Below are 25,796 nucleotides of genomic sequence, written 5' to 3' on the forward strand. Positions count from 1 at the left end.
CGGCCACCAGCCACCAGCGACCCAGCCAGCCGGTCAGCGGGAACCGCCGAGACCGGCCGGGAGGTCGGCAAGGCCGCCGGCGAGCAGATCGAGCGCCGCGTCCGTCGCCGCTGCCACCTCCGCTGCGAGTCGGTCCACCGGTTCACGGGTGAGCAGGCTGCGGCGTACCCGGAGCACGAGCGCGCGGTGCATCCCAGTGATCGCCGCGGCCGCCGTCCGCGCCACGATCTCTTCCCCACCGGGGCCCGCCTCCTCGAGCAGCGCCGCGGTCAGTGCCGCCGTGGACCGCTCCATCGCGGCTAGTTCGCGAGCCTGCAGGGCAGGACTCTCCTCGACTACCCGGTTCAGCGTGCGTAGCCGGACTGCCGCGGCCTGATCACCGGTAGCGGCTCCGGCGAGCAGGCCCCCGGAGTCAGCGAAGAAGGTGCGCACCGCAGCCAGCACCGAGGTACCCACCGGCCGCTGCGCTACCTGCGCCACCAGCTCCGCGTTGAACTCCTCAAGCCGGGGGAAGAACAGGTCCTCTTTGGTGCCGAAGTAGTTGAACACCGTTGCCGGGGCCACGCCGGCCGCAGCAGCGACCTGCTGCACCGTGACGGCGTCGTAGCCATGATCGGCGAACAGCTGCCACGCGGTGGACAGGATCACCGTTCTGGTGCGTTCCTTCTTCTCCTCACGCAGTCCCATGAGCTCCTCGATCTCCGAACGCCGCAGGGGTTGCGGCGGACGATCTTCCTGAGTCACTATAGACCCACTCTAAAAATAGAGTGACTCTAAATAAAAGGAGGGGTCGATCATGCGATTCAGCATCAACGCCACCAATCACAGCTGGTCGAGTCCGGCCATCGAGCTGGCGGAGGTTGCCCGCCGGGTGGACGACTCCGCAGTGCACACCCTCTGGGTGGATGATCACCTCGTGCTGGTCGATCCCACCGCCGATCCCGACGGCGCAGGTCACCTGGAGGCGTACACCCTCCTGGGTCATCTGGCCGCCCGGACCTCTCGGGTTCGACTGGGCACGATGGTCTCGGCAGCTACCTTCCGCGCTCCGGCGCTGCTGATCGCGGCGGTCACGACGTTGGACGTGCTCAGCCAGGGACGTGCCTGGTTCGGGATCGGTGCCGGCCATCACGCGGACGAGGCCACCGACCTAGGGCTGGATTTCCCGGGTGTCGGCGCGCGGATGGACCGGCTCGACGATGTGCTCGCTCTCGCCGAGCAGATGTGGCGGGGTGATCGGAGTGAGTTCATCGGCACCGGGATCCGGCTCCGCGCACCGCGCTGCCAGCCGGCCCCCGTGCAGCCTGGCGGCCCGCCGGTGCTGATCGGCGGCACCGGCGAACGCCGCACTCTGCCGCTGGTGGCGCGCTACGCGGATGCGTGCAACCTCTTCGACATTCCCGACGGCGGTACGACCGTGCGAAGGAAGCTCGCCGTGCTCGGTCGGTACTGCGTCGAGCAGGGCCGCGACCCCGCCGAGATCGAGGCGACGATGAGCACCCGGCTGAGCCCGGACACCAGCACGGACGATCTGCTCCGCAAAGCCGAAGAGGCCGCTGGCTGGGGGATCAGCCATCTGGTGCTGATCACCGGCAGCCCGTGGGCCCCGGAGGCGCTGGCGACTGTGACCGGTGCTGCTGCCCGGGTATAGCAGCGCCCGCGTCAGGGCCGGATGGCCTCCGGTGCCTGGGGTGGGACCTCGACCACCTCGCAGCCGTCGCGGCGAAGGCGTTCTCGCCCCCACACCCCGAGCGGCCCGAGGGCTTTGTTGAGGGAGGCGCCCGTCTCCGTGAGGGAGTACTCGACCTTCGGCGGCACCTCGGCGTAGACCTCGCGGCGGACCAGACCGTCCTCCTCCATCTGGCGCAGATGCTGGGTGAGCACCTTCTCGCTCACCCCCGGCAGCGCACGGCGCAGCTCGGCGAAGCGTCGGGTGCCGAGCGCATCCAGCTCCCAGAGGAGCAGGCCCTTCCACTTGCCGCTGACGATGTCCAGCGCAGCGTCGATCCCGCAGATGTACGGTCCAGATCGGTTCTTGGCCACCGAGTCCTCCATGCTTACTTCGCGGTAAGTACCGCAGTTTGAAGTGGGTACTTCCCGCCGCGGGGGTGTCCCGCTCAGGATGAAGGTATGCCACCACCATCCGCAACTGACCACCAGAGCCCCGGTACTACGATTCTCGGGCTCGGCGCCATGGGCAGCGCCCTCGCGGCGCGGCTCCTCGATGCCGGGCATCCGGTGACCGCGTGGAACCGGACCCCTGGCCGCGCCACCGCACTGGCCGAGCACGGCGGCGACCTGAGGACCAGCATCAGTGCTGCGGTCAGCGCCCAGCCGCTGGTCGTGGCGTGCCTCCTTCCATACTCCTCCGTCCGAGAGACTCTCGGCCCGGTCGCGGGCGAGCTGCGCGGGCGGACAGTCATCAACCTCACCACCACCACGCCGAACGAAGCACGCGAGCTGGCTGCCTGGGCCACTGCGCACGAGATCACCTACCTCCAGGGCGCGATCCTCGCCGTACCGGAGATGCTCGGATCACCGGCGGCACAGCTCTTCTACAGCGGATCGCCGCAGGCGTACGAGCAGCACCGCCACATCCTGGACGTCTGGGGGACCAGCAGCTACGACGGAGCGGACGTCGGGATGGCACCGCTGATAGACCTGGCGATGCTCTCCGGGATGTACCACCTGTTTGCCGGCTTCTTTCACGGCGCCGCCATGGTCGGCGCCGACGGGATGCGGGCAGCACACTTCGCCCACCGGGCGGCTCCGTTCCTGCGGGCCATGACCGAGGGGCTTGCCGGCTACGCCGAGACCATCGACTCCGATGACTACTCCGGCCCTGGGCAGCAGAGCTTGGAGTTCTCCGATCTCTCCGACCTGCTGCGCGCTAGCGAGGAACAGCAGGTCAACACCTCGACGCTTGCGTCGATACAGGCGCTGATCAGCGAGCAGGTTGCCGCCGGACACGGCGGCGATGGCCTGGCGCGCAGCTACGAAAGCCTCCGGGCCCCGGCTCGGGCTCGAGCTCAGGCTGTGGCGATCGGCGGTGCGCGATGACCCCCCGGGCGGTCACGGTGATCGGTCTGGGCCCGATGGGCCAGGCGATGGCACATACGCTGCTGGCCGCCGGGCGCCCGGTGACCGTCTGGAACCGGACACCGCAGCGCGCCGAGGCACTGGTCGCTGCCGGCGCGCACCTGGCAGGCACCCCCGCCGACGCAGTAGCGGCCAGCGAGCTGATCATCGTCAGCCTGACCGACTACGACGCGATGCGGGCCGTGTTCGAGACCAGCGCCGCCTCGTTCAGCGGGCGCGTGCTGGTCAACCTCAGCTCGGACACCCCGGACAAGACTCGTGCGGCAGCCGAGTGGGCGCTCGGGCACGATGCCGCCTTCATCTCCGGCGGCATCATGGTGCCCGCACCGATGGTCGGCACGGACCATTCCTACGTCTACTACAGCGGCGACGAGCAGTCGTTCGACACTCATCGCGACACCCTCGCCCACCTCGGCGAACCACGCTTCCTCGGCGACGACCCGGGCAGCGCGCAGCTCATGTATCAGGCGAACCTGGACGTCTTCCTGACCGCGCTGGCCGGTATCGCCCACGGCACCGCGATGGCCGGTGCTGCGGGGATCACTGCGCGCACCTTCCTCGCTGAGGCGATCCAGCTGTTCACCGCGATACCGGACATCATCGCCGCGGACGGGATCGAAGCGTTCGGCGCAGATATCGACGCCGGCCGACACCCGGGTGCGGACGCCACCACTGTGATGATGGCGGCCAGTGCCGACCACATCGCCGGCACAGCCGCGGCTGTGCGGATCGACACCGACCTGCCCCGGGCGGTGCAGCGGCTCTACCATCAGGCGATCGAGGACGGCTACGGCGCCGACGGGTGGACCCGCACGATCGACGCCGCCCGCGTCCCGTCAGAATCCGCTTGACCCCTCGAAATCCCGTCGGAAGCGGATTCCCAGAGGTGAAGTGGGTTCCGCGGCCGGGGAGAATCTCGCCGGGCCGTGACGGCGCGCCGACTTTCCCGGCCGCCGTCCTGCGCTCATGATGGAGCCAGAGGCGACGCTGAGGAGGGCCCGTGCGAATCGTGGTCACCGGTGGCTCGGGGGTACTGGGCAGCAAAGTCGTCGCGCGGGTGCGCGAGCTCGGGCATATCGCCATACCAGCGAGCCGGCGATGGGGCGTGGACCTGACCACAGGCCAAGGCCTGGCCGCTGCACTCACCGGATCGGACGCCGTCGTGCACTGCGCGAGCAGCCCGGTACGCCCCGGACGCACCGATGTGGAGGGCACGCTACAGCTCCTCGGAGCGCTCGCTTCGATGTCCCCACCCGCCCACCTGGTGCACGTGTCCATCGTGGGCTGCGACGCGAACCAGCTGCCCTACTACCGGGCGAAGGTGCGGGCGGAGGAGGCCGTGCTCGGCAGCGGCCTGGCGGCCACTGTGGTGCGCGGCACGCAGTTCCATACGCTCCTCGCCTCGATCGCCCGGGTGGCCACCATCGGGCGCACCCGGCTCGATCTCGACTTCTCGGCACAGCCGGTGGACGTGGCCTGGTACGCCCGCGAGCTGGTCGACCACGCCCTTGGTACCCCGCCGGCCGGATCGGTCCGGGCGCGGGACGTTGCCGGTCCGGAGCGGATCACCCTCGCCGAGGCTGCGGGGGCGGTTCGCGAGCACGAGAGCCGGCCGCTGGGCCGGGGGATACGGGTGCCGGCCCTCGGCCGCACGCTGCGTGCGTTCGCCGATGGGTCCAACCTGCCGGGTCCGGATGCGCGGATCGGCGGCGTCGGGTTCACCGAGTGGCTGGCTCGCGGGCGGGTCAGCGCAGTGTCCTGAGCCGCGGCAGCCCCCGGTCAGCCGGTGGCGATCAGCTGGTCGCCCTGCTGTACCTCTTTGCGGGACATTCCGGGCAGGAGGACGCCGACCGTCTCCCCCGCCTGCGCGCTCTGGATCATCTTCCGGGTCATCTCGATGGCCTCGATCCGGGAGAGAGCTACCACTGCTCCGGCGCGCTGAATGGTGACCTGGTGGCCGACCTGCAAGGTGCCGCTCTCGATCGTGCCGGTCACCACAGTGCCGCGACCGGTGATCGTGAAGGACGCCTCGACGGGTAGGACTCCCACCCCCGCGCTGCCGCCTGACCCGGTGTTGACTGGGGGCGGTGGAGTGGACGCGATCGTCTCGGCGCCCGCCGGAGCAAAGCGGGCGTCGTCGAGCGGATCGGAGGTCTTCTTGCGTCGCCAGAACACGCTCTCACGGTATCAAGGGCCCGACGGCGGAGCCTCGCCTTCCGTGAGTAGCTCGGCTCGGGCGTGGCGTCCGATGGCAGCCAGCTCCGGGTGATCGTCGCTGCTCGCCAGCAGCACCCCGGCGAAGCTGGCACCCCAGGCGCGTGCGCGGGACCAGGTGGCGGCATCGGCGCCGGTGCCCGCGGTGTACCGGTCAACGAACACCGACCGGCCGGCGGCAGTGAAGGTGAGCCATGCGGTGCCCAGGTCGGTGGCCGGGTCGCCGCTGGTGGTGTCGCCGAAGTCGATGACCGCAGTGAGTCGGTCGCCGGCGGCGAGCAGGTTCAGCGGGTGCAGGTCGCCGTGCAACCAGAGCGGCGGTCCGGAGTGCACCGGTGCGCTCGCGGACTCCTCGAACAGCTCGCGCAGCTCGCGTGCACCGGCGAAGGTGCCCGCATCGAAGCGTGCGCGGATAGCCTCGGCCCGGTCGGCCAACGGCACCCCGCGCACCGGGTTCGCAGGTGCATCGGCCTCCGCGGGGGTGTGCAGGGCGACGAGGAACTCCGCGAGCTCGCCGGCCCACTGGTCGCGTTCGCTCGGCAGCTGGGCGGCGGCGGGTGCACCGGGCAGCCAGCGCGCCACCGTCCAGGACCACGGGTAGTAGTCCGTAGCGCGGCCGACGCGCACCGGTTCTGGCACGGCGACGGGCAGGCGGTCGGCCAGCCGGGGCAGGACGAGCTGCTCGTGCTCGACCAGGGCGGCCGCCGCCTGCCGGCGCGGGAGCCGGGCAACCAGCTCCTCGCCGAGCCGGAGCATCACGTTGTCCCAGCCGTTGGCCACCACCTCCATCGGCAGGTCGGCCAGGTCCGGGTGCTGGTCGGTGAGCAGCCGGTGGACGAGGGGGAGGTCGACGTCGACCTCAGCGGCAGGCATCCGGGCCATCGGGGTCTCCTTCGCTGGTGGTGACGGGTGCGAACCCGCAGCGCTCGCAGAGGCGGCGGGTGCGAGGTACGGATTCGATACTTCGTCCGCCCGGGCGATACCGCGGAGCACGCCCGGGCGCGCCAAGTATCGCGTGATTCAACGTGCGCAGGGCCGGGCGGGCGGTCGGAGCCGTGCGGGGGAGTGGGGTTAGGCGTCGATGTCAGCGGTGCCGGTGACCGGCGGCTGGGCGGACCAGGGGAACGAGATCCACCGGTCAGTGCGCCGCCAGGTGTAGTCCGGCTCAATGATCGATCGCGGTTTGGTGTACAGCACCGCCGAGCGCGCCTCGCTCGGCAGGTGAGCGACCCGCAACGGTGCCGGACGTTCCGAGGAGGCTGCGCCGTCGGGCTCTGGAGAGGGCACCCCCTCCTGCAGCAGGTTCATCACTACCTGCAGGGTGCGCCCGGAGTCGGCGACATCGTCCACCACCAGCACCTTCGCCCCGGCGAGCACACTGGTGTCCAGTAGCGGCGGCAGTACCACCGGGTCGGGCAGGGTCTCCTCGATATCGGTGTAGAACTCGACGTTCATCGTGCCCATCGCCTTCACCCCGAGCGCATAGGCGATCGAACCGGCTGGCACCAGCCCGCCACGGGCCACCGCGATCACCAGGTCCGGCATCCAGCCGCTCGCATGCACCGTGCGGGCCAGATCTCGGGCCGCCTCCCCGAACCGTTGCCAGGGGAGTACTTCCATCGCGGGCGGAGGAGTCGCAGCGGTCATACCCGTGACCTTACCTGCGCTCGCCGTTCTGCCGCTGCCACCCCGGCCCCCTTCGACTTGACTGGAATCAGGCGATACCTGGCGCGCCCGGTCGTGCTCCGCGGTATCGCCCGGGTGGACGAAGTATCGAATACGTGGGCTGTTGGCGCTGCTGCCGCTGCTGCCGCTGCTGCCCTCGGGCCCGTGCGCCCCGGGTTACGGTGCGGGAATGAGTATCCGGCTGATCGCCACCGACCTGGACGGGACGTTGTTGAGCGGACCGACCACGATCTCGGCGCGCAACCGTGCCGCCCTGGATGCCGCCCGAGCGTTCGGTATCGAGGTGGTGCCGGTGACCGCCCGGCAGCCGCTCGGGCTGAGTCCGATCGCTGAGCTCGCCGGATTCACCGGGTGGGCGCTGTGCGGTAACGGCGGGCAGGGCATTCACCTGACCACCGGCGAGGAGCTGTTCTCTGCCTACCTGGAGGCCGGGACCCAGCAGGCGGTCGCTGCGGCGCTGTTGAAGACTCTCCCGGAGGCGATGTTCGCGAGCGTTCGCGAGGGCGGGCGGGTGTTCGTGGCGCAGACCGAGTACGCCCGGTCGGCCACCTTCTCCGACCACAAGCGAGACCCCGCCGAGATGGAGGTGCAGCCGCTCACCGAGGTGCTCGCCGAGCCCAGCCTGAAGCTGATCGTGCGCCACCCCGAACTCGGTAACGACGATCTCCTCGGCCTGATCGCCGGGCTCGGCCTGGACGGCTTCGCCGCCACCCACTCGGGCGCCCCGTTCGTGGAGGTGCTTGCGCCGGGAGTGTCCAAGGCGTGGGGCCTGGGGCAGCTCTGCGCCCACCTGGGGATCGACCGGAGCGAGGTGCTGGCGTTCGGGGATGCGCCCAACGACGCCGAGATGCTCGCCTGGGCCGGCCGCGGGGTGGCCGTGGCGAACGCCGAGCCGGTCACGTTGGCTGCGGCGGACGAGTTGGCGGCGAGCAACCTCGATGACGGCGTTGCTCAGGTCATCGAGAGTGTGCTCGCCGCCCCTGTCGAACCGGAAGGTCTGCTCGGCGGCGCCTAGTGGCGCGGCGATTCCTAGCGGCTCAGCGGTTGAACGCGTCCTTGATCTTCTCGCCGGCCTTCTTCACATCCGAGGCCGCCTGGTCCTTACGACCTTCGGCCTGCAGCTCTTCGTCGCCGGTGGCCTTCCCGGCAGCTTCTTTCGCCTTGCCGGTCGCGCCTTCGGCCGTGTTCTCGAACTTGTCGCCTAGTCCCATAGTGCCCTCCTGATTGTGCGGTCAGTGTCCTCAGGCTGCGGCCAGGGGTCCGCCACGGCAACCGGAACGCCGCCGGCCAGGGGCTCGCACGGCAACCGGAACGCCGCCGGCCAGGCGCCCCGCACCGCAACCGGAACGCCGCCGGCCATGGGCCCTCTTCGCCCGGAGGGAGACAGCGCGGATCGGGTATCGGTGACAGCGAGCGACGCGCACCGGGTGCTGCGCTCGGCCCAGGGCTGGGCCTGACCGTCCGTCGGCTGCGTCACATTCCCAGTCGGCGCCCAGGGAATTCCCAGATCGCTCGGGTAGGTTGGGGAATTCATGCGAACGCGCCGATGAAGGACTGAGGATGGCCACCCGAACCGTCACGATCGGATCCCCTGTAGGCCTGCATGCACGCCCCGCTGCGGTGTTCACCCGAGCGGTGGAGGATACCGGCGTCAACGTGCGGATCTCCAAGGACGGGTCCGTACCGCAGGATGCCGCCAGCATTCTCGGCGTGATGACGCTTGCCGTCGAGCACGGCGATACGGTGACCCTGCACGCCGACGGCCCGCGTGCCGAGGAGGTCCTCGCTGAGCTGGCGGATCTGCTCGCCCAGGACCTGACCGCCTGAGCGGCACCGAAGGGAAGATGCGCGTGGCACGTGGAGGGCAGGTCGACCAGAGGATCCACGAGGCCGCGATGGCGTTGCTGCGTGCCTACGGTCCGGCGGCGGTGACCATCGAAGCGGTGGCCGCAGAGTCCGGGGTAGCCCGCACCACCATCTACCGCCGGCACCGGGACCGCGGTGAGGTGCTGGAGTCGGCGTTGAAGGAGATCGCCGCGACGAACGTTCTGGTGCCCACCGCCGACGTCTGGGCGGATATGCGCACCGCGATCGAGATCACCATCGCCACCTTCCAGCAGAACAGGGGAGTCGGGGTGTTCATGGGGCTGGTGCAGAGCGGTGATCCGGAGCTGGTGGAACTGATCCGGGAGAAGCTGCTCCGGCCGCGGATGGAGCTGGGGGTGCGGCGACTGCGTGCCGGTATCGCCACCGGGCAGGTGCGCGCCGACGCCGAGGTGGAGACGGTTGCCGATCTGGTGCTCGGGGCGGTCGCCGCGCGGTTCGCGCACGCCGGCACGTTCCCACCGGAGTGGATCGACTCGGTGGTCGCGCTGATGCGCCGAGCGCTCGAGCCCGACGGCGGACGGTAGCCCGCCGGAGGTCCGGTACGGGGCCAGGTTGCCCCACCGGAGGTTGGCTCGTCGGTTGCTCCACGGGTTGGCTCGTCGGCGCAGCCGGCCAGTCGACGAACGTGGCCCGGTCGGGCTCGCGGCCACCGTGCGGCGATCAGGTTGTCACGAGGGTTGGACCCCGCGCGGTCAACGTCGTAGGCTGACCTCAACGAACGCTACAGTCCATGTAGCGTATCGGTACCGAACCCCGGCTGAGACCCATTTCGATGACCACAGCAAAGGACGGCGCGCATGGCTTTCGACATTGAGCGCTTCGCCCGTGACTCTGTCCGCGTGGGCTGGGACGACCTTGACCTGGAGGTCTTCCGCACCGACCCGTTGCCGCCGGAGTCACTGCGCACCCTGCGTTACATGTGCGATGTGGAGTACCACACGGTCTGCTACCTGCGGGACATGCTGGTCACGCGTTCCCGCCGGGAGACCGAGGTGAACGCGTTCATGACGATGTGGAACCGGGAGGAGTTCTGGCACGGCGAGGCGCTTGCGCACGTGCTCTCCCTGCACGACATCACCGTCTCCTATGACGAGCTCAAGGCGAAACGGGTCAAGCTCGGCTGGAAGGATCGCCTCGCACCGTTGAAGCAGTCGATCATGTCCAACCTGGTGGGCAAGGACTTCGTGGCGGTGCACATGATCTGGGGCGCGGTGAACGAGTGGACTGCCGCTGCGGCGTACAAGCGACTCGCGGTGCTCGAGGGGCACCCCGGCCTGGCAGAGCTGCTCCGGCGGATTGCCGCCCAGGAGGCCCGGCACGTGGCCTTCTACGCCACCCAGGCGCGCAACCGGCTGACCAATAGCCCCAAGGCACAAAAGCTCGCCCGGCTCGCCCTGTCCACTGCCTGGCGGCCGGTCGGGTCGGGAATCGCCAGCGACGACGAGGTGACCCACGTGATGGGCCATCTGTTCGGCGGCGCGGCGGGGCGCAAGGCGATCAATGCCGTCGACCGGCACATCGCCAAGCTGCCCGGGATGGAAGGGCTCGCGGTGGTGGCGGATGCCTTCGACGCCCGCGGCATTGCCGCAGCATGAGCGTGCCTCACCAGCTGCTGTGCGCATCGGAACACCGTTGGCGCCTTCGAACCACCGTGCAACCTGGTTCTCATCCGCGAAGGGTGTTCCAACGCGGTGACGGTGGGGCCGGCCGGTGACCTTCGACGTGAAGGCGTACACCCGCGCGCCGATCGACCTGCGGCCGACGAACCTCGACCTGACCGCGTTGGCCGGCTTGGACCCGTCTACCCTCGCCACACTGGGCTACCTCTGGCAGGTCGAGCACGCCGTGCTCGACCTGATGCGGGATGTCCTGGTCACCCCCACGCACGCCGAGTCGGAGGTCACCGCCTTCCTGGTGACCTGGGGCTACGAGCAGTACTGGCTCGCCGAGACCCTCCGCGAGGTGCTCGCCACCAATGGTGAGCGAACAGACCACAGCCGGGACGCCGTCGTCGGCATGATGCTGCGTGGCTGGGACGACCGGGCTCGCCCGATGCTGCACTCCTTCCGCACCAATCTGCTCGGCGAGCAGGTGGTGGCCGGGCATTTGGCCACCGGCTGGTTGGACACTGCTGCGCTGGCGCTGTGCTACCGGCGGCTGGCCGCTGTGGTGCCGGCCTGCAGCAGGCTGACCGAGGCCGTGCTGCCGATGAAGGAACGGCACCTGGCCTTTCACGCCGCCCAGCTCCAGCAGCGGATCGCCGACCCCGCAGCTGCCCGGCACGCCCGGCGCGCCGCCCGCGCGTGGCGTTGGCCGGGAACCCGGTACGGCGGGTACGCCGCGGTGCACCCGGTGGTCGAGTTCCTGTTCGCGGACCGGGCAGCACGCGCCCCGGTGCGCGCCGTCGACGAGGACGTGCAGGCCCTGCTGGACGTGGCACCCCTCACCCCGGTGCGCTCAGCACTGGGCCGTTTCGTCCGCTGAGCTGGGACGACGTCACACGCAGCAGCCGCCCCGGTGATCGCGGCGCTTGCCGGGCAGCGAAATAGCGCAGGTGCGGACCCTGCTGGACGTGGCTCCGCTCACATCTGTGCGCTCAGCACTGGGCCGACTCGCCTGCTGAGGCCACGGCAGTGTCCGCTTCCGCGTACAGTAACCGGAGTGTCGGACCCATTGAAGAACGCCCACGTCCTGGTGACGGGTGCCACCGGATTTGTCGGACAGGCTGTCGTCGAGAAGCTCCTGTCCGCCTATCCGTCGACCCGGATCACCGTGCTGGTACGCCCACGCGGCGCCCTCAGCGCGCAGGCGCGAGTGGACAAGCTCCTCCGTAAGCCGGTGTTCGATCCGTGGCGAGAACAGGTCGGTACTGAGGCCGCACAGCGGCAGACCGCCGAGCGGCTCACCGTGCTGGCCGGGGACCTGGGCGACGTCCCCGCACTGCCCGACGACCTGGACGTGGTGATCCACTCCGCCTCCACCGTCTCCTTCGACCTGCCCATCGATGAGGCCTTCGCCTCGAACGTCGGTGGTCCGGTGAACCTGTACCAGGCGATCACCGCCTCCGGGTCCGACCCGCACGTGGTCCACGTGTCTACCTGCTATGTGGCCGGCCTGCGCAAGGGCCTGTCCGAAGAACGGAGCCTGGAGCACCAGGTGGACCGCGAGGCGGAGATGACCCGGGCACTCGCCGCCCGGGCGGACACCGAGACCGCCTCCCGCCGGCCGCAGCTGCTCGGCAAGCTGGTGGCCAAGGCCCGTTCCCAGCACCGCCGCGCCGGGGCGCAGGCGGTGGCCAAGGCTGCCGAGGAAGCGCGGAAGGCATGGGTCACCGACCAGCTCGTCGACGCGGGCCGCACCCGCGCCACCTCGCTGGGCTGGCCGGACGTGTACACGTTCACCAAGGCGCTCGGCGAACGGGTGGCCGAGGACCTGTGGGCCGGCACCGGGCACCGGCTGTCGATCGTCCGCCCGACCATCATCGAGAGCTCGCTGCAGCACCCGTTCCCCGGCTGGATCGACGGCTTCAAGGTGGCCGACCCGCTGATCGCCGCCTATGGGCGCGGCGCCCTGCCGGAGTTCCCGGTGCTCGCCGACGCCATCCTGGACGTGATCCCGGTGGACCACGTGGTGAACGCGACGCTCGCCGCCGCCGCCTCGCCGCCCCCGGCCGCCGAGGCGCAGTACTTCCAGGTAGCCTCCGGTAGCCGCAACCCGCTGCGGTTCGGCACCATCGTGCGGCTGCTCCGCGGCTACTTCAGCAAGCATCCGCTCACCGACGCCGACGGTTCGTTCGTGCAGGTACCGAACTGGACCTTCCCGAACGGCCCTGCCGTGCAGCGCTCGCTGCGCCGACGCGAGCTGGCGGTGGATGCGGCCGATTCCGTGGTGGGCCGTCTCCCCGCGAACAACACCACGCGGAAGTGGATCTCCACGATCTACAAGGCCAAGCGAGACCTGGGCACCCTGCGCAAGTTCACCGACCTCTACCAGGCCTACACCCAGACCGAGGTCGTCTTCGACGACGCCAACACCCGGGCGCTGCACGAGGCGGTCGCCGACGAGCGCAAGGCGGAGCACGGGTTCGACGTCACCGCGATCGACTGGACGTACTACCTGCAAGAGGTGCACGTGCCGAAGGTCCCCGGCCTGATGCGCGAGCGCCGTCCCTCCGTGAAGCCCTCCACCAGTGCCGACAACCTGCCCCAGCGCGACGATGTGCTCGCCGTGTTCGACCTGCACGGCACTGTGGCGGCAGCGAGCCTGATCGAGCACTACGTCTGGGTAGAGCTGGCCGCCAAGGGCATGCTCCCGGCCGTCCGCGAGCTCGGTGGGATGGTTGCGACCTCCGGCACGTACCTGCAGGCGGAGCGCCGCGACCGAGGCGACTTCATCCGCTCGTTCATGCGCCGCTACGCCGGGGTGAACGAGGCCGAGCTGCGTGAGGTGATCGCCACCAAGGTGACGCCGTCACTGCGTGCCCGGGTACACGCCGAGGCCACCGAACGTATCGCCAAGCACCGCGCCGCCGGGCACCGTACCGTGCTGGTCACCGGTCAGATCGACGTATTCGTGGAGCCGCTGGCGGATATGTTCGACGTGATCCTGGCCGGCGAGATGGAGAAGGATTCCTCGGGGAGCTGGACCGGGCACCTGGCTACCTCTCCGCTGGTGGACGAGGCCCGTGCCGCCTGGCTGGTGCGGTATGCCCGGGAGGAGGGTGTCGATCTGGGCGCCTCCTACGCTTACGGGGACACCTACTCGGACCGGCCGTGGCTGGACGTCGTCGGCCACGCGAACGTCGTCAACCCGGATCCGAGCCTGTACCGGTATGCGCGGGAGAAGCGCTGGCCGGTGCACTCCTGGACCACGACGGCGGAGGGTCGCCTCTCCCCGGTGGTCCGCTCGATCACAGGCGCGGGGCGCCGATGACGGGCCGTACCCGCAGGAGCATCGTGCCGATCATCGGCACGGCGATGGTCACCGGCGGTACCTCCGGTATCGGTCTGGCGTTCGCCCGAGCGCTGGCCTCCCGAGGCTGCGACCTGGTGCTGGTGGCGCGCAACCGGCAGCGGCTGGACGCTGTGGCCGAGGAGCTGCGCGCCGAACACGGCATCGCCGTGGAGACCATCGAGGCGGACCTGACCGACCACGCCGAGACCGGCCGGGTCGCCCAGCGGTTGGAGGACACCGCAGCACCGGTGGACATCCTGGTGAACAACGCCGGCAACGGCATCCATGCGCCGCTGACCGTCGAGGACATGAGCATCCATGAGGTGTCCATGGACCTGATGGTCCGCGGCGTCCTCCTCCTCGGCGGGGCGGCCGGGCGGACGATGAGTGCACGTGGCCGTGGTCTGATCATCAACGTCGGCTCAGTGGCCGGGCTGGTGCCGATGGGCACCTACTCGGCGATCAAGGCGTGGGTGAACATGTACTCGGAGAGCCTGAGCCTGGAGCTGCGGCGGGACGGCGTGCAGGTGATGACGCTGATCCCCGGTTGGGTGCGCACCGAGTTCCACGGCCGGGCCAGTATCCGGACCTCGGCGATCCCGGGCTTCCTGTGGCTCGAGCCGGACCGGTTGGTGGAAGACTGTCTGCGTGATGTGGAGGCCGGGAAGACCCGGTCGGTACCATCACGAAGGTTCAAGGTGATTGCCTGGTCAGCGCAGCGGGCACCTCGCGCGTTGGTGCGCAGGGCTACAGCCCTGATCAAGAAGGGACGAGCATGAGCGAGCGGCGCAGGACCGGCCGGTACCACTCCCGGGTACACCGATGGTTGCGATATGTGGCCCAGCGACTCATCCTTCGCCCGGTGATCGCCTCCAGCGTGCGGGTCACGGTCGAGGGTGAGCGGAACCTGGCCGGGCTGGACGGCCCGTTCATCCTGGTGGCGAACCACTCCTCGCACCTGGACGCACCGCTGTGCCTGACCACGTTGCCGTACCGGGTGACCAAGAACATCGCCACTGCGGCGGGTGCCGACTACTTCTACTCCTCGAAGTGGCGCAGCTTGCTCACCTCGTTGTTCTTCAACACCTACCCGGTGGAGCGAGGTAAGGCGCGCGGCAAGTCCGCCGGCCTCTCGGTGAGTCTGCTCCGCCAGGGTGTCCCGCTGCTGATCTTCCCCGAGGGCACTCGTTCGCGCACCGGCGAGATGGCCGACTTCACCCCCGGAGCGGCCGCACTCGCCCGTGCACTGCGCCTGCCGTTGGTGCCGGTGGCGCTGGTTGGCGCGCACGATGCGATGCCGGTCGGGATGTTCTGGCCGAAGTCCGGCCGGATGCCGGTGAAGGTACTGATCGGCAAGCCACTGCGGGTGCGTGCGGGGGAGAAGCTGCCCGAGTTCAATGCACGAGCGCAGGCGCGGGTGCGGGCGATGCACACGATGCAGACGTCCTACGTACTCGTTCCCGAGGACAACGCGACACCGAAGCCGGGCAGCAACGACCTGCCCGAGGCACAGGAAGGGATCTCATGACCGACGTCGTCCACCAGAAGTGGTGGGGCTGGGGTGTGGAAGGCATCGCCTTCCAGCACGAGAACAAGCCCGGGTTCGCTCCGTTTGTACGCGAGGCGATCGGGCTGGACCTGCACTCTCCGGCCGGCCGACCGCCGTCGTTCGAGGACCTGGACGTTCCCGCCTCGCAGCTGGACGACTCGCTCGGTGCGCGCCTGCGGGAGATCGTCGGCGACCACCAGGTCAGCAGCGAGGACATGAACCGGGTGGTGCACACCTACGGCAAGGGCCTGCGGGACCTGGTGCGGGTGCGCGCCGGTGACCTGCCCCGGGTGCCGGACGTGGTGGTCTACCCGGCCAACTCCGATGAGGTGCGCGCGATCGTGGATGCCGTGGTCGCTGCCGACGGCGTGCTCATCCCGTTCGGTGGCGGTTCGAACATCTCCGGCTCGCTCACCCCACAGGCGGGGGAGAAGCGGGTGGTGGTCTCGCTCGACATGGGCCGGATGAACCGGGTGCTGGAGATTGACGCGGACGCCGGTCTCGCCCTCATCCAGGCCGGTGGCCTGGGTCCCGACCTGGAGGAGCAGCTGAACGGCCAGGGCTGGACGATGGGGCACCAGCCGGACTCGTTCAAGCACTCCACGCTCGGCGGCTGGATCGCTACCCGGTCCTCCGGGATGCAGTCGGACAAGTATGGCGATATTGCCGACATCACTCGCGGGATGACTGTGGTGCTGCCGGGCAAGGTGGTGCAACTGCGGCCGTTGCCGAGCACCTCCACCGGTCCGAGCGTGCGGGAGATGATCATCGGCTCCGAGGGCCGGCTCGGCGTGATCACCCAGGCCTGGGTGCACGTGCACCGGCTGCCGGAGAACCGCGAGGTGATCGCCTACCTGTTCCCGAACTGGGCAGCCGGTCTGGCCGCGATGCGGGAGATCTCCACCTCCGACGCCACACCGAGTATCACCCGGGTCTCCGATGCACCCGAGACGGGCTTCTCCCTGGCGACCCGCAAGGAGTCGAACAGCCTGTCGTCCAAGGTGGGCGAAGGGCTGTTCGAGGTGCTTCGCCGCCGTGGCTGGGACCTGGAGAAGGTCTGCATCTCCTACATCGGCTACGAGGGCGGCTCAGCCAAGGTACGTGCGGACAAGTCCGTGGTGGGCAAGATCGTCAGCAAGAACGGTGGCATCAAGCTCGGCAAGGGTCCGGGAGCGATGTATGACCAGAAGAAGTTCGACACGCCGTACCTGCGGGACTTTCTGTTGGACCGGGGGGCCCTGGGCGACGTCTCCGAGACCGCCGCGCCGTGGTCCCGCCTCGGTGAGGTGTACACCGCCACGGTGCGCGCCGCCCGTACCGCGTTCGATGAGCTCGGTGTGCACGGCTTCGTGATGTGCCATCTCTCGCACTCCTACCACTCCGGTGCGTGCCTGTACTTCACCTTCGCGTTCCCGCCCAAACCCGATGCGGACCCGCTGGCGCAGTACGACGTGGTGAAGTCCGCGATCCAGCAGTCCTTCGTGGACCATGGCGGTACGCTCTCGCACCACCACGGGGTGGGTACCGATCACGCGCCGTGGATGGAGCAAGACATCTCCGAGCCGGGGGTGGACCTGATGGTGGGGCTGCTGTCCTCCGCGGATCCGGGCCGGAACCTGAACCCGGGCACGCTGATCCCCGAGCACCGGGAGTGGTGAGCTCACCCTCAGCTGGCTTCGCCGGCCCGCAGTGCTGCTGAATCCATTCACTCGTTACCTGCTGCACCCAGGCGTGCTCTGCGGTATCGCCTGGGCGCAGCAAGTATCGAACGGGCGGAGCCGACGAACCTGCGGACCCGGCGCGCTGACCCCGCCGCCGGCCTGGGCCGCCGCCGGCCCGGTCCCCCGCCGCCGGCCCGGTCAGGCGTCGTCGAGCTGGGCGACGGCCCGCGATGCCGCCTGGACGGGCTCGTCCAGCCAGTGGGGGATGTCCTCGCCGATGAGGCTACGCACCATCCCCAGCGGGGCGTCCCGAACGGCGAGCGAGACGAGCTCGATCCCGCGCTGCCTGACCCGGCCGTAGCGCTGCTCGGTGAGGTGGGTGATCAGTCGGCCCACCGGCGCGTTCAGCTCGAGGAGCACGTCCGCCAGCCCGGCCGGCGGCTCGGCGAGTAGGTCCCGGTAGCGAAACACCGTCAGCATCCGGGCATCCTGAGGGTTCGCGCGGCAGAAGCGTGGGATGAACAGGCCGGTCTCCACGATCGCCTCCAGCGGGTCCACGAGCTCGTAGATCGCGTCGAACTGCGCGTGATAGCGGTGCACTGCGCGGATCCACGCTGAGGCGAACAGGGCGTCCCGCGAGGCGAACCGGTGATAGATCGAGCCCGATGGTGCTCCCAGCCGTGCGGTGACGTGCCCGACGGTGGCCGTGCGCCAGTGCTCATGAACGGCCGAGGTGGCCGCGTCGAGAATCTGATCGATCGTGAATCTGGAGGGCTTGACCATCGGACCAGTGTAGGCAATCCTAGAGACCGACATCTAGAGATTCCTCTCTAAAAGGAGCCGAGTATGCATTCCCGTACTGAGCTGATCGCTTTCGGTCTGATCATCGTCGCGATCGTGCCCTACATCGGGCTGAAGGCGCTCTGGCTCACCGGGTCTACCGTCGGGCTGCGCGGAACCGCGGCCGCAGCGGAGATGCACAGCGGCCGGATGATGGTCGGAAACAACATCACCATCGTCCTCGAACTGCTGGCCGTGTTGCTTGCCCTGGCGTTTACTCGGCCCTGGGGTCGGCGCATCCCCGCCTGGATTGTGCTCGGGCTCGGCGCCGGAGCGACCGGCCTGCTGGCACCGGTCGTGCTCGGCGTACCACTCGGCAGCCTGCTGCAACTGGCGATCAGTGGGTCCGTGCGGACCGGGGGCATGTCGGAGATGAGCCCGTGGGCATTCGCCCTGGTGTACGGCGGATTCGGTCTGCTCGCCGTGGCGCTGGCGATCCTAGGCTGGCGCTATGTCCGAAGCCGCTGGGGCGACGTACTGCAGCACCGCCCACCGCGGCCGCCGCACTGGGCCACCGCCGCGGGAACCATCGGGTTGCTGCCGTTCGGACTCGCCATGCTCTGGTGGGGTGTGTTCGGTCCTGGGGGCACCGGACCGCAGGGCATGGGCGCCTTGGCGCAGCGGCTACCGCTGGCAGCAGCGGGAGCGCTGGCCCTGTTGGGCCTGGTGTCCCCGTTCCTGGCCGGCCTCGCCCGGTGGCCGGGCCTGGCATGGCTGGTGGTCTGGACCGGCTGCACCACCGCTGCGCTCCAGGGCCCGACGGCGCTGCTGCTCGCCAATGACGGCCAGATCGCGCCGATGGTGCTCGCCCTCACCCTCGTCGCGACACCCGGCGGCGCCGTCTATGGGCTCGCCGTGCTCCGTGCTCGTCGCCGCGAGCTCCGGACGGCGGAGGTGGCGCCGGCTTTGGCCGGTCCCCACCCGTAGTCGGTCGCCCACAGGTAGTCGGTCGCTCACTGGTAGTCGGCCGCCCACAGGGCAACCATCGAAGCCCTGATTGTATACATGCCGATATGGGTATATATTATCCGCCATGGCACGAGCAGCAACGACCTCGGACGTCTTCAACGCCATCGCCGAGCCGCGGCGCCGGGAGATTCTGGTGCTGCTGCGCACCGGCGAGCGTCCGGTGACGGAGCTGTCTCAGGAACTGGGCATGCCTCAGCCGGGGACGTCCAAACATCTTCGAGTGCTCCGGGAGGTCGGGCTGGTGCGCGACCGCCGGGCGGGGAAACAGCGTCTCTACGGCCTGGATGCTCGTGGACTGCGCGCCGTTCATGAGTGGGTCGGCGGGTTCGAGCAGTTCTGGACCGAGAGCTTCGACCGCCTGGACGCCTATGTGCAGGAACTCAAGCAGGAACGACAGGAGGAGTAGCTGATGACTGCGACTGGACCAGGTGAGCCGGTCACCGACCGGGAGACGGTAGTCTCTCGGACGGTCGCCGCCCCGCGAGAGCTGGTGTTCGAGGCGTTCACCGAGGTGCGTCACCTCTCCCGGTGGTGGGGGCCGGAGGGGTCCAGCACCACGACGCGGGCCTTTGAGTTCCGCGCCGGCGGCGAGTGGGTCTTCACGATGCACGGTCCGGATGGGACCGACTACCCGGAATGGATCTCCTGGACCGAGATCACGCCGCCCGCGAAGCTCGCGATGGTGCACGGCGAGTATCGCGACGATCCGAACGCCTTCGAGTCGGTGCTGACCTTCGAGCCGGACGAGGCGGGAACCAGGATCGAGATGCGGACCGTGTTCGCCACCAAGGAACTGCGCGACGAAGCGGTCGAGAAGTACCACGCGATCGACGGCGGACAGCAGACGCTGAGCAAGCTGGCCGGTTACGTCACCGAGACCCTGCAGCCCACGGCTGACGGCTGATCACCGCCGAAGGTCGCCGTCGGTGGCGACTGCCCTGTGCGGTGCGGGGTGCCGCCGCCTGTGCCCGGCCCGCGAACAGTTCGGCCTCAGTCCGCCTGGACGACCGGCGAGCCGTCCGGGTTCACCAGGACGGTGAGGCCGCCGCCACTCATCGTCCACGCATACAGGTAGCAGACTCCCGTGGCTGTGTCCCGCAGCACCCGGGTGAACTCTCCGATCTGTTTCTCCTCATGGATGATCTCGAACCGCTTCTCGCTCTGTGTCATCCGCCCACGCTACGTGCTGACCGGTCTGAGGTCAGACCCATGACGAAGGGTGTGGATTACCTCACCCTGCGGTGGATCGCGCGGTGGAGTGCGACCGGCCTTCGGGTGCGCCGACCTGGGTGAGCTGTGGACAACCCGAGCCGATCTGTGGATGGAGGCTGCGCCGTCGGCGGCTATCCACGGCGATACCCACAGACCGCCCGCGCGAGTACACAGGAAGGGCCCAGAAGTCCACAGCAACACGCCGTCAGGCTGTGGATGACACGCCCGCGACACGACACGCCAACACAAAGTGTTGGGGTCTGCCCATCCGCTCACCACAAGGTGTAGTGTCTAAGGAGTCGGAAGTTGCCGGGGCACCAGCAGCGGCTCCGACGAATGACATGACTGTAGTTTCACGGCGGGGACTCACCGCAGAACCGCCTCTGACGAAGGAACTGGAAGGACGTTCGATCATGACCATCACCGTCTTCAGCAAGCCGGCCTGTGTGCAGTGCGACGCCACCTACCGAGCGCTGAAGAAGCACGGCCTGGATTACACGGTGGTGGATATCAGTACCGACGCCGAAGCACTCGAATCGGTCAAGGCCCTCGGCTACCAGCAGGCTCCGGTCGTGTTCGCCGGTGGCGACCACTGGTCCGGCTTCCGTCCCGACAAGATCAAGGCGCTCGCCGCGGTCTCCGCAGACAACCAGGCCGCACTGGCCTGAGTCCCGGTGCCGCAGGGAGCAACCAGTTCCCGACGGCGTCGCACCAGTTTCATAACGCACTCGCCTCCCCGTCCGGCTTCGGCCAGGGCGGGGTGGCAGTGCATCCGCACCGTTTCGTGAAGGCGTGATCGATCGTGACCGGCATCGTGTACTTCTCCTCCGTCTCGGAGAACACACGGCGTTTCGTGGAGCGGGTGGACCTCGCGTCCGAACGCATCCCGCTCCGACCGGCGGACGGGCACCTGCGAGTGGACCACCCGTACGTGCTCATCACCCCCACCTACGGGGGCGGGAACGGCCAGGGGGCTGTACCCAAGCAAGTGATCAAGTTCCTCAACGACACTCACAACCGATCGCTGATCCGCGGTGTGGTGGCCGCGGGGAACACCAACTTCGGTGCGGCTTACTGCCTGGCCGGGCGAATCGTCGCCCGCAAGTGCAAGGTGCCGCACCTGTACGACTTCGAACTACTAGGAACCGCTGAGGACGTCATGCACGTCCGCGAAGGAATGGGGCACACGTGGCTGCAACAGTGACCGAGGACGCCGTCGAGATCGACGCGCCTGAGATGGACTACCACGCGCTGAACGCGATGCTGAACCTGTACGGACCGGACGGGAAGATCCAGTTCGACAAGGATCGCGAGGCGGCGCGGGCCTACTTCCTGCAGCACGTCAACCAGAACACCGTGTTCTTCCACAACCTCACCGAGAAGCTCGACTATCTGGTGGAGAACGGCTACTACGAGACCGAGGTGCTGGAGAAGTACTCGCGGGAGTTCGTGAACCAGCTCTTCGACCACGCGTACGCGCAGAAGTTCCGGTTCCAGACCTTCCTCGGGGCGTTCAAGTACTACACCTCGTACACGTTGAAGACCTTCGACGGGAAGCGGTACCTGGAGCGGTTCGAGGACCGGGTCTGCATGGTCGCGCTCACCCTCGCCGACGGTGACGAGCAGTTCGCGATCAATATGGTCGACGAGATCATCTCCGGCCGGTTCCAGCCGGCCACGCCCACGTTCCTGAACTCGGGCAAGAAGCAGCGCGGGGAGCCGGTGTCCTGCTTCCTGCTGCGCATCGAGGACAACATGGAGTCGATCTCCCGGGCGATCAACTCCTCGCTGCAGCTGTCCAAGCGCGGCGGTGGCGTGGCCCTGCTGCTGAGCAACATCCGCGAGTACGGGGCGCCGATCAAGCGGATCGAGAACCAGTCCTCCGGAGTGATCCCGGTGATGAAGCTGCTCGAGGACTCCTTCTCCTACGCCAACCAGCTCGGTGCGCGCCAGGGTGCCGGTGCGGTGTACCTGCACGCGCACCACCCGGACATCTTCCGCTTCCTGGACACCAAGCGGGAGAACGCGGACGAGAAGATCCGGATCAAGACCCTTTCGCTCGGTGTGGTGATTCCGGACATCACCTTCGAGCTGGCGAAGAAGAACGAGGACATGTACCTGTTCTCCCCCTATGACGTCGAGCGCGTCTACGGGGTGCCGTTCGCTGAGATCAACGTCTCCGAGAAGTACCACGAGATGGTTGACGACGGCCGGATCAAGAAGAAGAAGATCAAGGCCCGCGAGTTCTTCCAGACCCTTGCCGAGATCCAGTTCGAGTCCGGCTACCCGTACATCATGTTCGAGGACACGGTGAACCGGGCGAACCCGATCAAGGGCAAGATCACCCACTCGAACCTGTGCTCGGAGATCCTCCAGGTCTCCACCGCCTCGACCTACAACGACGATCTGTCCTACAACCACGTGGGCAAGGACATCTCCTGCAACCTCGGCTCGATGAACATCGCGGCCACGATGGACTCCCCGGACTTCGGCAAGAGCATCGGCACCGCGATCCGTTCGCTGACCGCGGTCTCGGACCAGACGCACATCTACTCGGTGCCCTCGATCGAGGAGGGCAACAACGACTCGCACGCCATCGGGCTGGGGCAGATGAACCTGCACGGCTACCTCGCCCGGGAGCGGATCTTATACGGGTCCGAGGAGGGCATCGACTTCACCAACATCTACTTCTACACGGTGTTGTTCCACGCCCTCGCCGAGTCGAACAAGATCGCCAAGGAGCGGGGCAGCGCGTTCAAGGGGTTCGCCGACTCCACCTACGCCAGTGGTGAGTTCTTCGACAAGTACACCGACCAGGTCTGGGAGCCGGCCACTGAGCGGGTGCGTGAGCTGTTCACCGAAGCCGGCGTGAGCATCCCTTCTCAGAGTGACTGGCACGAGCTGAAGGCTTCGGTCCAGGCGCACGGCATCTACAACCAGAACCTGCAGGCGGTGCCGCCGACCGGCTCGATCTCCTACATCAACAACTCGACCTCGTCGATCCACCCGGTCGCCTCGAAGATCGAGATCCGCAAGGAAGGCAAGCTCGGCCGCGTCTACTACCCGGCGCCGTACCTGAGCAACGACAACCTGGAGTACTTCGAGGACGCCTACGAGATCGGCTACGAGAAGATCATCGACACCTACGCCGCGGCCACCCAGCACGTGGACCAGGGGCTGAGCCTGACGCTGTTCTTCAAGGACACGATCACCACCAGGGACGTCAACAAGGCGCAGATCTACGCCTGGCGCAAGGGCATCAAGACCCTCTACTACATCCGCCTGCGCCAGCTCGCGCTGGAGGGCACTGAAGTGGAAGGTTGCGTCAGCTGCATGCTGTGACGTCCCCACTCCCGCCGCACCCATCACTGAAGCATTCGAAGGAAGACCAATGACCGTCTCGGAGAAGCTCCCGCTCGTCAGCCGGGTGACCGCCATCAACTGGAACCGGATCGAGGACGAGAAGGACGTCGAGGTGTGGAACCGCCTCACGAACAACTTCTGGCTGCCGGAGAAGATTCCACTCTCCAACGATGTCCAGTCCTGGGCCACCCTGACCGATGACGAGAAGTGGATGACCACCCGGGTGTTCACCGGGCTCACCATGCTGGACACGATCCAGGGCACTGTCGGTGCGGTCAGCCTGATCCCGGACTCGCTCACGCCGCACGAGGAAGCGGTGTACACCAACATCGCGTTCATGGAGAGCGTGCACGCGAAGTCCTACTCCTCGATCTTCTCCACGCTGATCTCCACCCCGGAGATCGACGAGGCGTTCCGGTGGAGCGAGGAGAACGAGCACCTGCAGCGCAAGGCCGAGATCATCCTCGACTACTACCGGGGCGACGACCCGCTGAAGCGCAAGGTCGCCTCCACGATGCTGGAGTCGTTCCTGTTCTACTCCGGCTTCTACGCACCGATGTACTGGTCCTCCCGGGCCAAGCTGACCAACACCGCGGACATGATCCGGCTGATCATCCGGGACGAGGCGGTGCACGGGTACTACATCGGGTACAAGTACCAGAAGGGCCTGGAGAAGGAGACGGCCGCGCGCCGCGACGAGCTCAAGGACTACACCTTCGGGCTGCTCCTGGAGCTCTACGACAACGAAGAGGACTACACCGAGGCCCTCTACGACCCGCTCGGCCTGACCGAGGACGTCAAGGCCTTCCTGCGCTACAACGCGAACAAGGCGCTGATGAACCTCGGCTACGAAGGCCTGTTCCCCAAGGACCAGACCACGGTGAACCCGGCGATCCTCTCCGCGCTGAGCCCGAACGCCGACGAGAACCACGACTTCTTCTCCGGCTCCGGCTCCTCCTACGTGATGGGCAAGGCGGAGAACACCGAGGACGACGACTGGGACTTCTAGGTCGCTGAGCCCACTCGTGGCCTGTCAGCGTTAACCGGAGGGCCCGGAACCGCACTCTTCTGCGATTCCGGGCCTCCGGGGCCTTCTCGGCCTTGCGGGCCCTGCGGCCTCAAGCCCGGCGCCTGGCGGTGCGATGCGCTCGGACCACCAACGCCGCCACCACCAGCGCGAACACGGCGAACCCGAGCCAGATCATCGCCTGCGTGAAGGTGAGGGGCGCGCCGTCGACTCCGGGGGTGCGCCCACCGTCACGGCCGGTTGCCGCCACGATGAGCAGGACCAGGATGGTCGCCGTGGCGGAGATCCGGGCTACGAGCCGGCCGAGCCGGTCTCCGGCCGTCGCCCCCGGTCGGTAGGCCGGACGCAACAGCCGAACGAGGAGAAGTCCGGCGATCGGTAGCTGCAGCAACCAGATGGTGGTCCGGAAGGGACCGTCGTACCAGACGCTCGTTCCGTACAGCAGGGTGTGCCACACGCTCAGCACGTACACGACGATGATCGAGGCGTGCAACACGCGCCACACCCGTGTCCCCAACGCCCGGCGGGCATAGAACGCCAGGCCCAGGGGGATCGCGAGGTAGAGAGCCAGCAGCCCGATGAGGATGGCGATCACCCCGGTGCCGCTGTCGTACCCGCCAGGGACGAACGAGTCGACGAACGCACGCCACAGGCGCCCAGCCCAGCCGGCGTCCGCTCGGTTGTCGCGGACCATCTCAGCGAAGAACCAGAAGGCGTGGCCGAACATCAGGGCGATGGTGGTCAGGCTCGTCTGCCGGTGCCACTTCTCGATCCGGGCGACGGACACCGGCATCCAGCTCGGGTGCCGGCTGGACCGGAGCAGACCGAGCACCACCGTGATCCAGGCCCACAGCAGGCCCGACCATCCGAAGGCCTGAGATAGCCAGTACATCCAGTACCCGGGATCGGCCAGGTCTGGCATCACCACGATCGTCGCGGACGTTCCTGCCTCGATGCGCCACGCAAGGAGCACCAAGATCGCGAGGGTGACCACCAGAGCCACACTCGCGTCCAGTGCGGCCCCCCGGACGTCCTGTTTCAGGGCGCGGACGTCGAACCACGCCCGCTGGCGCGTCCGCGTCGAGTCAGTCATCGTTGACGGTCCTATTCCTTGCTGGCAGGCGGGTTGCTCGAAAACCTAGCATCTTCTAGTGCAGAGCATACAAAAGAGTCCAACTATCACCCCGAAAGTGTGGACTCTGACTAACATAGTGAGTCGCGGGCACAACCTCAGGCGTGTGTCCCGACGTCGGGCGGTACCGGCAACAGGCGCCGGTTCCGCGGGGCCGCCGACATCTGGTCCACGGAGTCGCAAGAGCAGCCCGGGCCCCGATTT

At 68.1% G+C, this 25,796-nt stretch carries 29 protein-coding genes; 20 read left to right on the forward strand and 9 right to left on the reverse strand.

Annotation, left to right across the window (positions count from 1 at the left end; translation table 11 throughout):
• Nucleotides 1-33 precede the first annotated feature (33 nt).
• Complete coding sequence (locus tag FU260_RS00740) at nt 34-687, reverse strand: TetR/AcrR family transcriptional regulator (protein ID WP_147915319.1); 654 nt, start codon at nt 685-687, stop codon at nt 34-36.
• Between the two features lie 109 nt (nt 688-796).
• On the opposite strand from FU260_RS00740, the gene FU260_RS00745 reads away from it, so the two are divergent.
• Nucleotides 797-1,651, forward strand: coding sequence for an LLM class flavin-dependent oxidoreductase (locus FU260_RS00745; RefSeq protein ID WP_147915320.1), 855 nt, complete (start codon nt 797-799; stop codon nt 1,649-1,651).
• An 11-nt stretch (nt 1,652-1,662) separates the two neighbouring features.
• Here FU260_RS00745 and FU260_RS00750 read toward each other — a convergent pair whose 3' ends face one another.
• A complete protein-coding gene (locus FU260_RS00750; RefSeq protein WP_168211595.1) occupies nt 1,663-2,043 on the reverse strand; it encodes a winged helix-turn-helix transcriptional regulator in 381 nt (126 codons plus the stop codon).
• An 87-nt stretch (nt 2,044-2,130) separates the two neighbouring features.
• On the opposite strand from FU260_RS00750, the gene FU260_RS00755 reads away from it, so the two are divergent.
• The 3 genes from FU260_RS00755 to FU260_RS00765 all read left to right on the forward strand — a co-directional run bounded on the left by FU260_RS00755 (nt 2,131) and on the right by FU260_RS00765 (nt 4,861).
• A complete protein-coding gene (locus FU260_RS00755; RefSeq protein ID WP_147915322.1) occupies nt 2,131-3,060 on the forward strand; it encodes an NAD(P)-dependent oxidoreductase in 930 nt (309 codons plus the stop codon).
• Nucleotides 3,057-3,950 carry an NAD(P)-dependent oxidoreductase gene (locus tag FU260_RS00760; protein ID WP_147915323.1) on the forward strand — a complete coding sequence of 298 codons (894 nt, stop codon included), beginning with the start codon at nt 3,057-3,059 and terminating at the stop codon, nt 3,948-3,950. The genes FU260_RS00755 and FU260_RS00760 overlap by 4 nt, the downstream gene beginning before the upstream one ends.
• A gap of 149 nt (nt 3,951-4,099) precedes the next feature.
• Nucleotides 4,100-4,861, forward strand: coding sequence for an SDR family oxidoreductase (locus tag FU260_RS00765; RefSeq protein WP_147915324.1), 762 nt, complete (start codon nt 4,100-4,102; stop codon nt 4,859-4,861).
• Between the two features lie 17 nt (nt 4,862-4,878).
• On the opposite strand, the gene FU260_RS00770 is transcribed toward FU260_RS00765, so the two are convergent.
• The 3 genes from FU260_RS00770 to FU260_RS00780 all read right to left on the reverse strand — a co-directional run bounded on the left by FU260_RS00770 (nt 4,879) and on the right by FU260_RS00780 (nt 6,960).
• Entirely contained in the window at nt 4,879-5,274 is a 396-nt protein-coding gene (locus FU260_RS00770; protein ID WP_147915325.1) for an EF-Tu/IF-2/RF-3 family GTPase, read from the reverse strand.
• A gap of 12 nt (nt 5,275-5,286) precedes the next feature.
• The gene (locus tag FU260_RS00775; protein WP_235912132.1) at nt 5,287-6,195 is read right to left on the reverse strand and encodes an aminoglycoside phosphotransferase family protein; all 909 of its coding nucleotides are present in this window, start codon (nt 6,193-6,195) and stop codon (nt 5,287-5,289) included.
• A gap of 189 nt (nt 6,196-6,384) precedes the next feature.
• The gene (locus tag FU260_RS00780; protein ID WP_147915326.1) at nt 6,385-6,960 is read right to left on the reverse strand and encodes a phosphoribosyltransferase; all 576 of its coding nucleotides are present in this window, start codon (nt 6,958-6,960) and stop codon (nt 6,385-6,387) included.
• A gap of 208 nt (nt 6,961-7,168) precedes the next feature.
• On the opposite strand from FU260_RS00780, the gene FU260_RS00785 reads away from it, so the two are divergent.
• A complete protein-coding gene (locus FU260_RS00785) occupies nt 7,169-8,014 on the forward strand; it encodes an HAD family hydrolase (RefSeq protein ID WP_147915327.1) in 846 nt (281 codons plus the stop codon).
• Nucleotides 8,015-8,036: 22 nt separating this feature from the next.
• Here FU260_RS00785 and FU260_RS00790 read toward each other — a convergent pair whose 3' ends face one another.
• On the reverse strand, nt 8,037-8,210 hold the full coding sequence (locus FU260_RS00790; RefSeq protein ID WP_147915328.1) for a CsbD family protein: 174 nt from the start codon (nt 8,208-8,210) through the stop codon (nt 8,037-8,039).
• A gap of 349 nt (nt 8,211-8,559) precedes the next feature.
• On the opposite strand from FU260_RS00790, the gene FU260_RS00795 reads away from it, so the two are divergent.
• From FU260_RS00795 to FU260_RS00830, 8 genes are all read left to right on the forward strand, one after another.
• Complete coding sequence (locus FU260_RS00795; protein ID WP_147915329.1) at nt 8,560-8,826, forward strand: HPr family phosphocarrier protein; 267 nt, start codon at nt 8,560-8,562, stop codon at nt 8,824-8,826.
• 17 nt (nt 8,827-8,843) lie between these two features.
• On the forward strand, nt 8,844-9,410 hold the full coding sequence (locus FU260_RS00800) for a TetR/AcrR family transcriptional regulator (RefSeq protein WP_147915330.1): 567 nt from the start codon (nt 8,844-8,846) through the stop codon (nt 9,408-9,410).
• Nucleotides 9,411-9,683: 273 nt separating this feature from the next.
• Nucleotides 9,684-10,481 carry a ferritin family protein gene (locus tag FU260_RS00805; RefSeq protein ID WP_147915331.1) on the forward strand — a complete coding sequence of 266 codons (798 nt, stop codon included), beginning with the start codon at nt 9,684-9,686 and terminating at the stop codon, nt 10,479-10,481.
• A gap of 115 nt (nt 10,482-10,596) precedes the next feature.
• Nucleotides 10,597-11,370 carry a hypothetical protein gene (locus tag FU260_RS00810; protein WP_147915332.1) on the forward strand — a complete coding sequence of 258 codons (774 nt, stop codon included), beginning with the start codon at nt 10,597-10,599 and terminating at the stop codon, nt 11,368-11,370.
• Nucleotides 11,371-11,547: 177 nt separating this feature from the next.
• On the forward strand, nt 11,548-13,818 hold the full coding sequence (locus FU260_RS00815; RefSeq protein ID WP_147915333.1) for an HAD-IB family hydrolase: 2,271 nt from the start codon (nt 11,548-11,550) through the stop codon (nt 13,816-13,818).
• Nucleotides 13,815-14,618, forward strand: a complete 804-nt coding sequence (locus FU260_RS00820) for an SDR family NAD(P)-dependent oxidoreductase (protein WP_244951259.1) — start codon at nt 13,815-13,817, stop codon at nt 14,616-14,618. Before FU260_RS00815 ends, FU260_RS00820 begins: the two co-directional genes overlap by 4 nt.
• A complete protein-coding gene (locus FU260_RS00825) occupies nt 14,615-15,367 on the forward strand; it encodes a lysophospholipid acyltransferase family protein (protein ID WP_147915334.1) in 753 nt (250 codons plus the stop codon). The genes FU260_RS00820 and FU260_RS00825 overlap by 4 nt, the downstream gene beginning before the upstream one ends.
• Nucleotides 15,364-17,046: an FAD-binding oxidoreductase gene (locus FU260_RS00830; RefSeq protein ID WP_147915335.1), complete on the forward strand. Its 1,683-nt coding sequence runs from the start codon at nt 15,364-15,366 to the stop codon at nt 17,044-17,046. Before FU260_RS00825 ends, FU260_RS00830 begins: the two co-directional genes overlap by 4 nt.
• Nucleotides 17,047-17,247: 201 nt before the next feature.
• Here FU260_RS00830 and FU260_RS00835 read toward each other — a convergent pair whose 3' ends face one another.
• Nucleotides 17,248-17,832 (reverse strand): TetR/AcrR family transcriptional regulator, encoded by a 585-nt coding sequence (locus FU260_RS00835; protein ID WP_168211596.1) that lies wholly within the window; start codon nt 17,830-17,832, stop codon nt 17,248-17,250.
• 63 nt (nt 17,833-17,895) lie between these two features.
• Here FU260_RS00835 and FU260_RS00840 point away from each other — a divergent pair, with 63 nt between their 5' ends.
• From FU260_RS00840 to FU260_RS00850, 3 genes are all read left to right on the forward strand, one after another.
• Nucleotides 17,896-18,816, forward strand: a complete 921-nt coding sequence (locus tag FU260_RS00840; protein WP_147915337.1) for a hypothetical protein — start codon at nt 17,896-17,898, stop codon at nt 18,814-18,816.
• A 106-nt stretch (nt 18,817-18,922) separates the two neighbouring features.
• Nucleotides 18,923-19,264: an ArsR/SmtB family transcription factor gene (locus FU260_RS00845; protein WP_147915338.1), complete on the forward strand. Its 342-nt coding sequence runs from the start codon at nt 18,923-18,925 to the stop codon at nt 19,262-19,264.
• A 3-nt stretch (nt 19,265-19,267) separates the two neighbouring features.
• On the forward strand, nt 19,268-19,762 hold the full coding sequence (locus FU260_RS00850) for an SRPBCC family protein (RefSeq protein ID WP_147915339.1): 495 nt from the start codon (nt 19,268-19,270) through the stop codon (nt 19,760-19,762).
• Between the two features lie 86 nt (nt 19,763-19,848).
• Here the strand turns inward: FU260_RS00850 and FU260_RS00855 are convergent, their stop codons facing one another.
• Complete coding sequence (locus FU260_RS00855; RefSeq protein ID WP_147915340.1) at nt 19,849-20,028, reverse strand: DUF6440 family protein; 180 nt, start codon at nt 20,026-20,028, stop codon at nt 19,849-19,851.
• Between the two features lie 455 nt (nt 20,029-20,483).
• On the opposite strand from FU260_RS00855, the gene nrdH reads away from it, so the two are divergent.
• The 4 genes from nrdH (at nt 20,484) to nrdF (ending at nt 24,442) form a co-directional block, all read left to right on the forward strand.
• Nucleotides 20,484-20,738: a glutaredoxin-like protein NrdH gene (gene nrdH / locus FU260_RS00860; RefSeq protein WP_147915341.1), complete on the forward strand. Its 255-nt coding sequence runs from the start codon at nt 20,484-20,486 to the stop codon at nt 20,736-20,738.
• A gap of 134 nt (nt 20,739-20,872) precedes the next feature.
• Nucleotides 20,873-21,274, forward strand: coding sequence for a class Ib ribonucleoside-diphosphate reductase assembly flavoprotein NrdI (nrdI, locus tag FU260_RS00865; RefSeq protein WP_147915342.1), 402 nt, complete (start codon nt 20,873-20,875; stop codon nt 21,272-21,274).
• Nucleotides 21,275-21,306: 32 nt separating this feature from the next.
• Nucleotides 21,307-23,412 carry a class 1b ribonucleoside-diphosphate reductase subunit alpha gene (gene nrdE, locus FU260_RS00870; protein WP_210418270.1) on the forward strand — a complete coding sequence of 702 codons (2,106 nt, stop codon included), beginning with the start codon at nt 21,307-21,309 and terminating at the stop codon, nt 23,410-23,412.
• Between the two features lie 49 nt (nt 23,413-23,461).
• Complete coding sequence (nrdF, locus tag FU260_RS00875; protein ID WP_147915344.1) at nt 23,462-24,442, forward strand: class 1b ribonucleoside-diphosphate reductase subunit beta; 981 nt, start codon at nt 23,462-23,464, stop codon at nt 24,440-24,442.
• Between the two features lie 109 nt (nt 24,443-24,551).
• On the opposite strand, the gene FU260_RS00880 is transcribed toward nrdF, so the two are convergent.
• Nucleotides 24,552-25,553, reverse strand: coding sequence for a ferric reductase-like transmembrane domain-containing protein (locus FU260_RS00880; protein WP_147915345.1), 1,002 nt, complete (start codon nt 25,551-25,553; stop codon nt 24,552-24,554).
• Nucleotides 25,554-25,796 lie beyond the last annotated feature (243 nt).

Origin of the sequence: Ruania zhangjianzhongii (genome assembly GCF_008000995.1) — a bacterium.
Classification (GTDB): domain Bacteria; phylum Actinomycetota; class Actinomycetes; order Actinomycetales; family Beutenbergiaceae; genus Ruania; species Ruania zhangjianzhongii.

Bases quoted from the DNA above. Each gene is read 5' to 3' on its own strand.
- FU260_RS00850 (WP_147915339.1), top strand. From the start codon at position 19,268: ATGACTGCGACTGGACCAGGTGAGCCGGTCACCGACCGGGAGACGGTA.
- FU260_RS00780 (WP_147915326.1), bottom strand. From the start codon at position 6,960: ATGACCGCTGCGACTCCTCCGCCCGCGATGGAAGTACTCCCCTGGCAA.
- FU260_RS00745 (WP_147915320.1), top strand. From the start codon at position 797: ATGCGATTCAGCATCAACGCCACCAATCACAGCTGGTCGAGTCCGGCC.
- FU260_RS00805 (WP_147915331.1), top strand. From the start codon at position 9,684: ATGGCTTTCGACATTGAGCGCTTCGCCCGTGACTCTGTCCGCGTGGGC.
- FU260_RS00790 (WP_147915328.1), bottom strand. From the start codon at position 8,210: ATGGGACTAGGCGACAAGTTCGAGAACACGGCCGAAGGCGCGACCGGC.
- FU260_RS00825 (WP_147915334.1), top strand. From the start codon at position 14,615: ATGAGCGAGCGGCGCAGGACCGGCCGGTACCACTCCCGGGTACACCGA.
- FU260_RS00845 (WP_147915338.1), top strand. From the start codon at position 18,923: ATGGCACGAGCAGCAACGACCTCGGACGTCTTCAACGCCATCGCCGAG.
- FU260_RS00755 (WP_147915322.1), top strand. From the start codon at position 2,131: ATGCCACCACCATCCGCAACTGACCACCAGAGCCCCGGTACTACGATT.
- FU260_RS00820 (WP_244951259.1), top strand. From the start codon at position 13,815: ATGACGGGCCGTACCCGCAGGAGCATCGTGCCGATCATCGGCACGGCG.
- FU260_RS00800 (WP_147915330.1), top strand. From the start codon at position 8,844: ATGCGCGTGGCACGTGGAGGGCAGGTCGACCAGAGGATCCACGAGGCC.
- FU260_RS00855 (WP_147915340.1), bottom strand. From the start codon at position 20,028: ATGACACAGAGCGAGAAGCGGTTCGAGATCATCCATGAGGAGAAACAG.
- FU260_RS00740 (WP_147915319.1), bottom strand. From the start codon at position 687: ATGGGACTGCGTGAGGAGAAGAAGGAACGCACCAGAACGGTGATCCTG.
- nrdH (WP_147915341.1), top strand. From the start codon at position 20,484: ATGACCATCACCGTCTTCAGCAAGCCGGCCTGTGTGCAGTGCGACGCC.
- FU260_RS00830 (WP_147915335.1), top strand. From the start codon at position 15,364: ATGACCGACGTCGTCCACCAGAAGTGGTGGGGCTGGGGTGTGGAAGGC.
- FU260_RS00760 (WP_147915323.1), top strand. From the start codon at position 3,057: ATGACCCCCCGGGCGGTCACGGTGATCGGTCTGGGCCCGATGGGCCAG.
- FU260_RS00785 (WP_147915327.1), top strand. From the start codon at position 7,169: ATGAGTATCCGGCTGATCGCCACCGACCTGGACGGGACGTTGTTGAGC.
- FU260_RS00795 (WP_147915329.1), top strand. From the start codon at position 8,560: ATGGCCACCCGAACCGTCACGATCGGATCCCCTGTAGGCCTGCATGCA.
- nrdF (WP_147915344.1), top strand. From the start codon at position 23,462: ATGACCGTCTCGGAGAAGCTCCCGCTCGTCAGCCGGGTGACCGCCATC.
- FU260_RS00880 (WP_147915345.1), bottom strand. From the start codon at position 25,553: ATGACTGACTCGACGCGGACGCGCCAGCGGGCGTGGTTCGACGTCCGC.
- FU260_RS00835 (WP_168211596.1), bottom strand. From the start codon at position 17,832: ATGGTCAAGCCCTCCAGATTCACGATCGATCAGATTCTCGACGCGGCC.
- nrdE (WP_210418270.1), top strand. From the start codon at position 21,307: ATGGACTACCACGCGCTGAACGCGATGCTGAACCTGTACGGACCGGAC.
- FU260_RS00775 (WP_235912132.1), bottom strand. From the start codon at position 6,195: ATGGCCCGGATGCCTGCCGCTGAGGTCGACGTCGACCTCCCCCTCGTC.
- FU260_RS00840 (WP_147915337.1), top strand. From the start codon at position 17,896: ATGCATTCCCGTACTGAGCTGATCGCTTTCGGTCTGATCATCGTCGCG.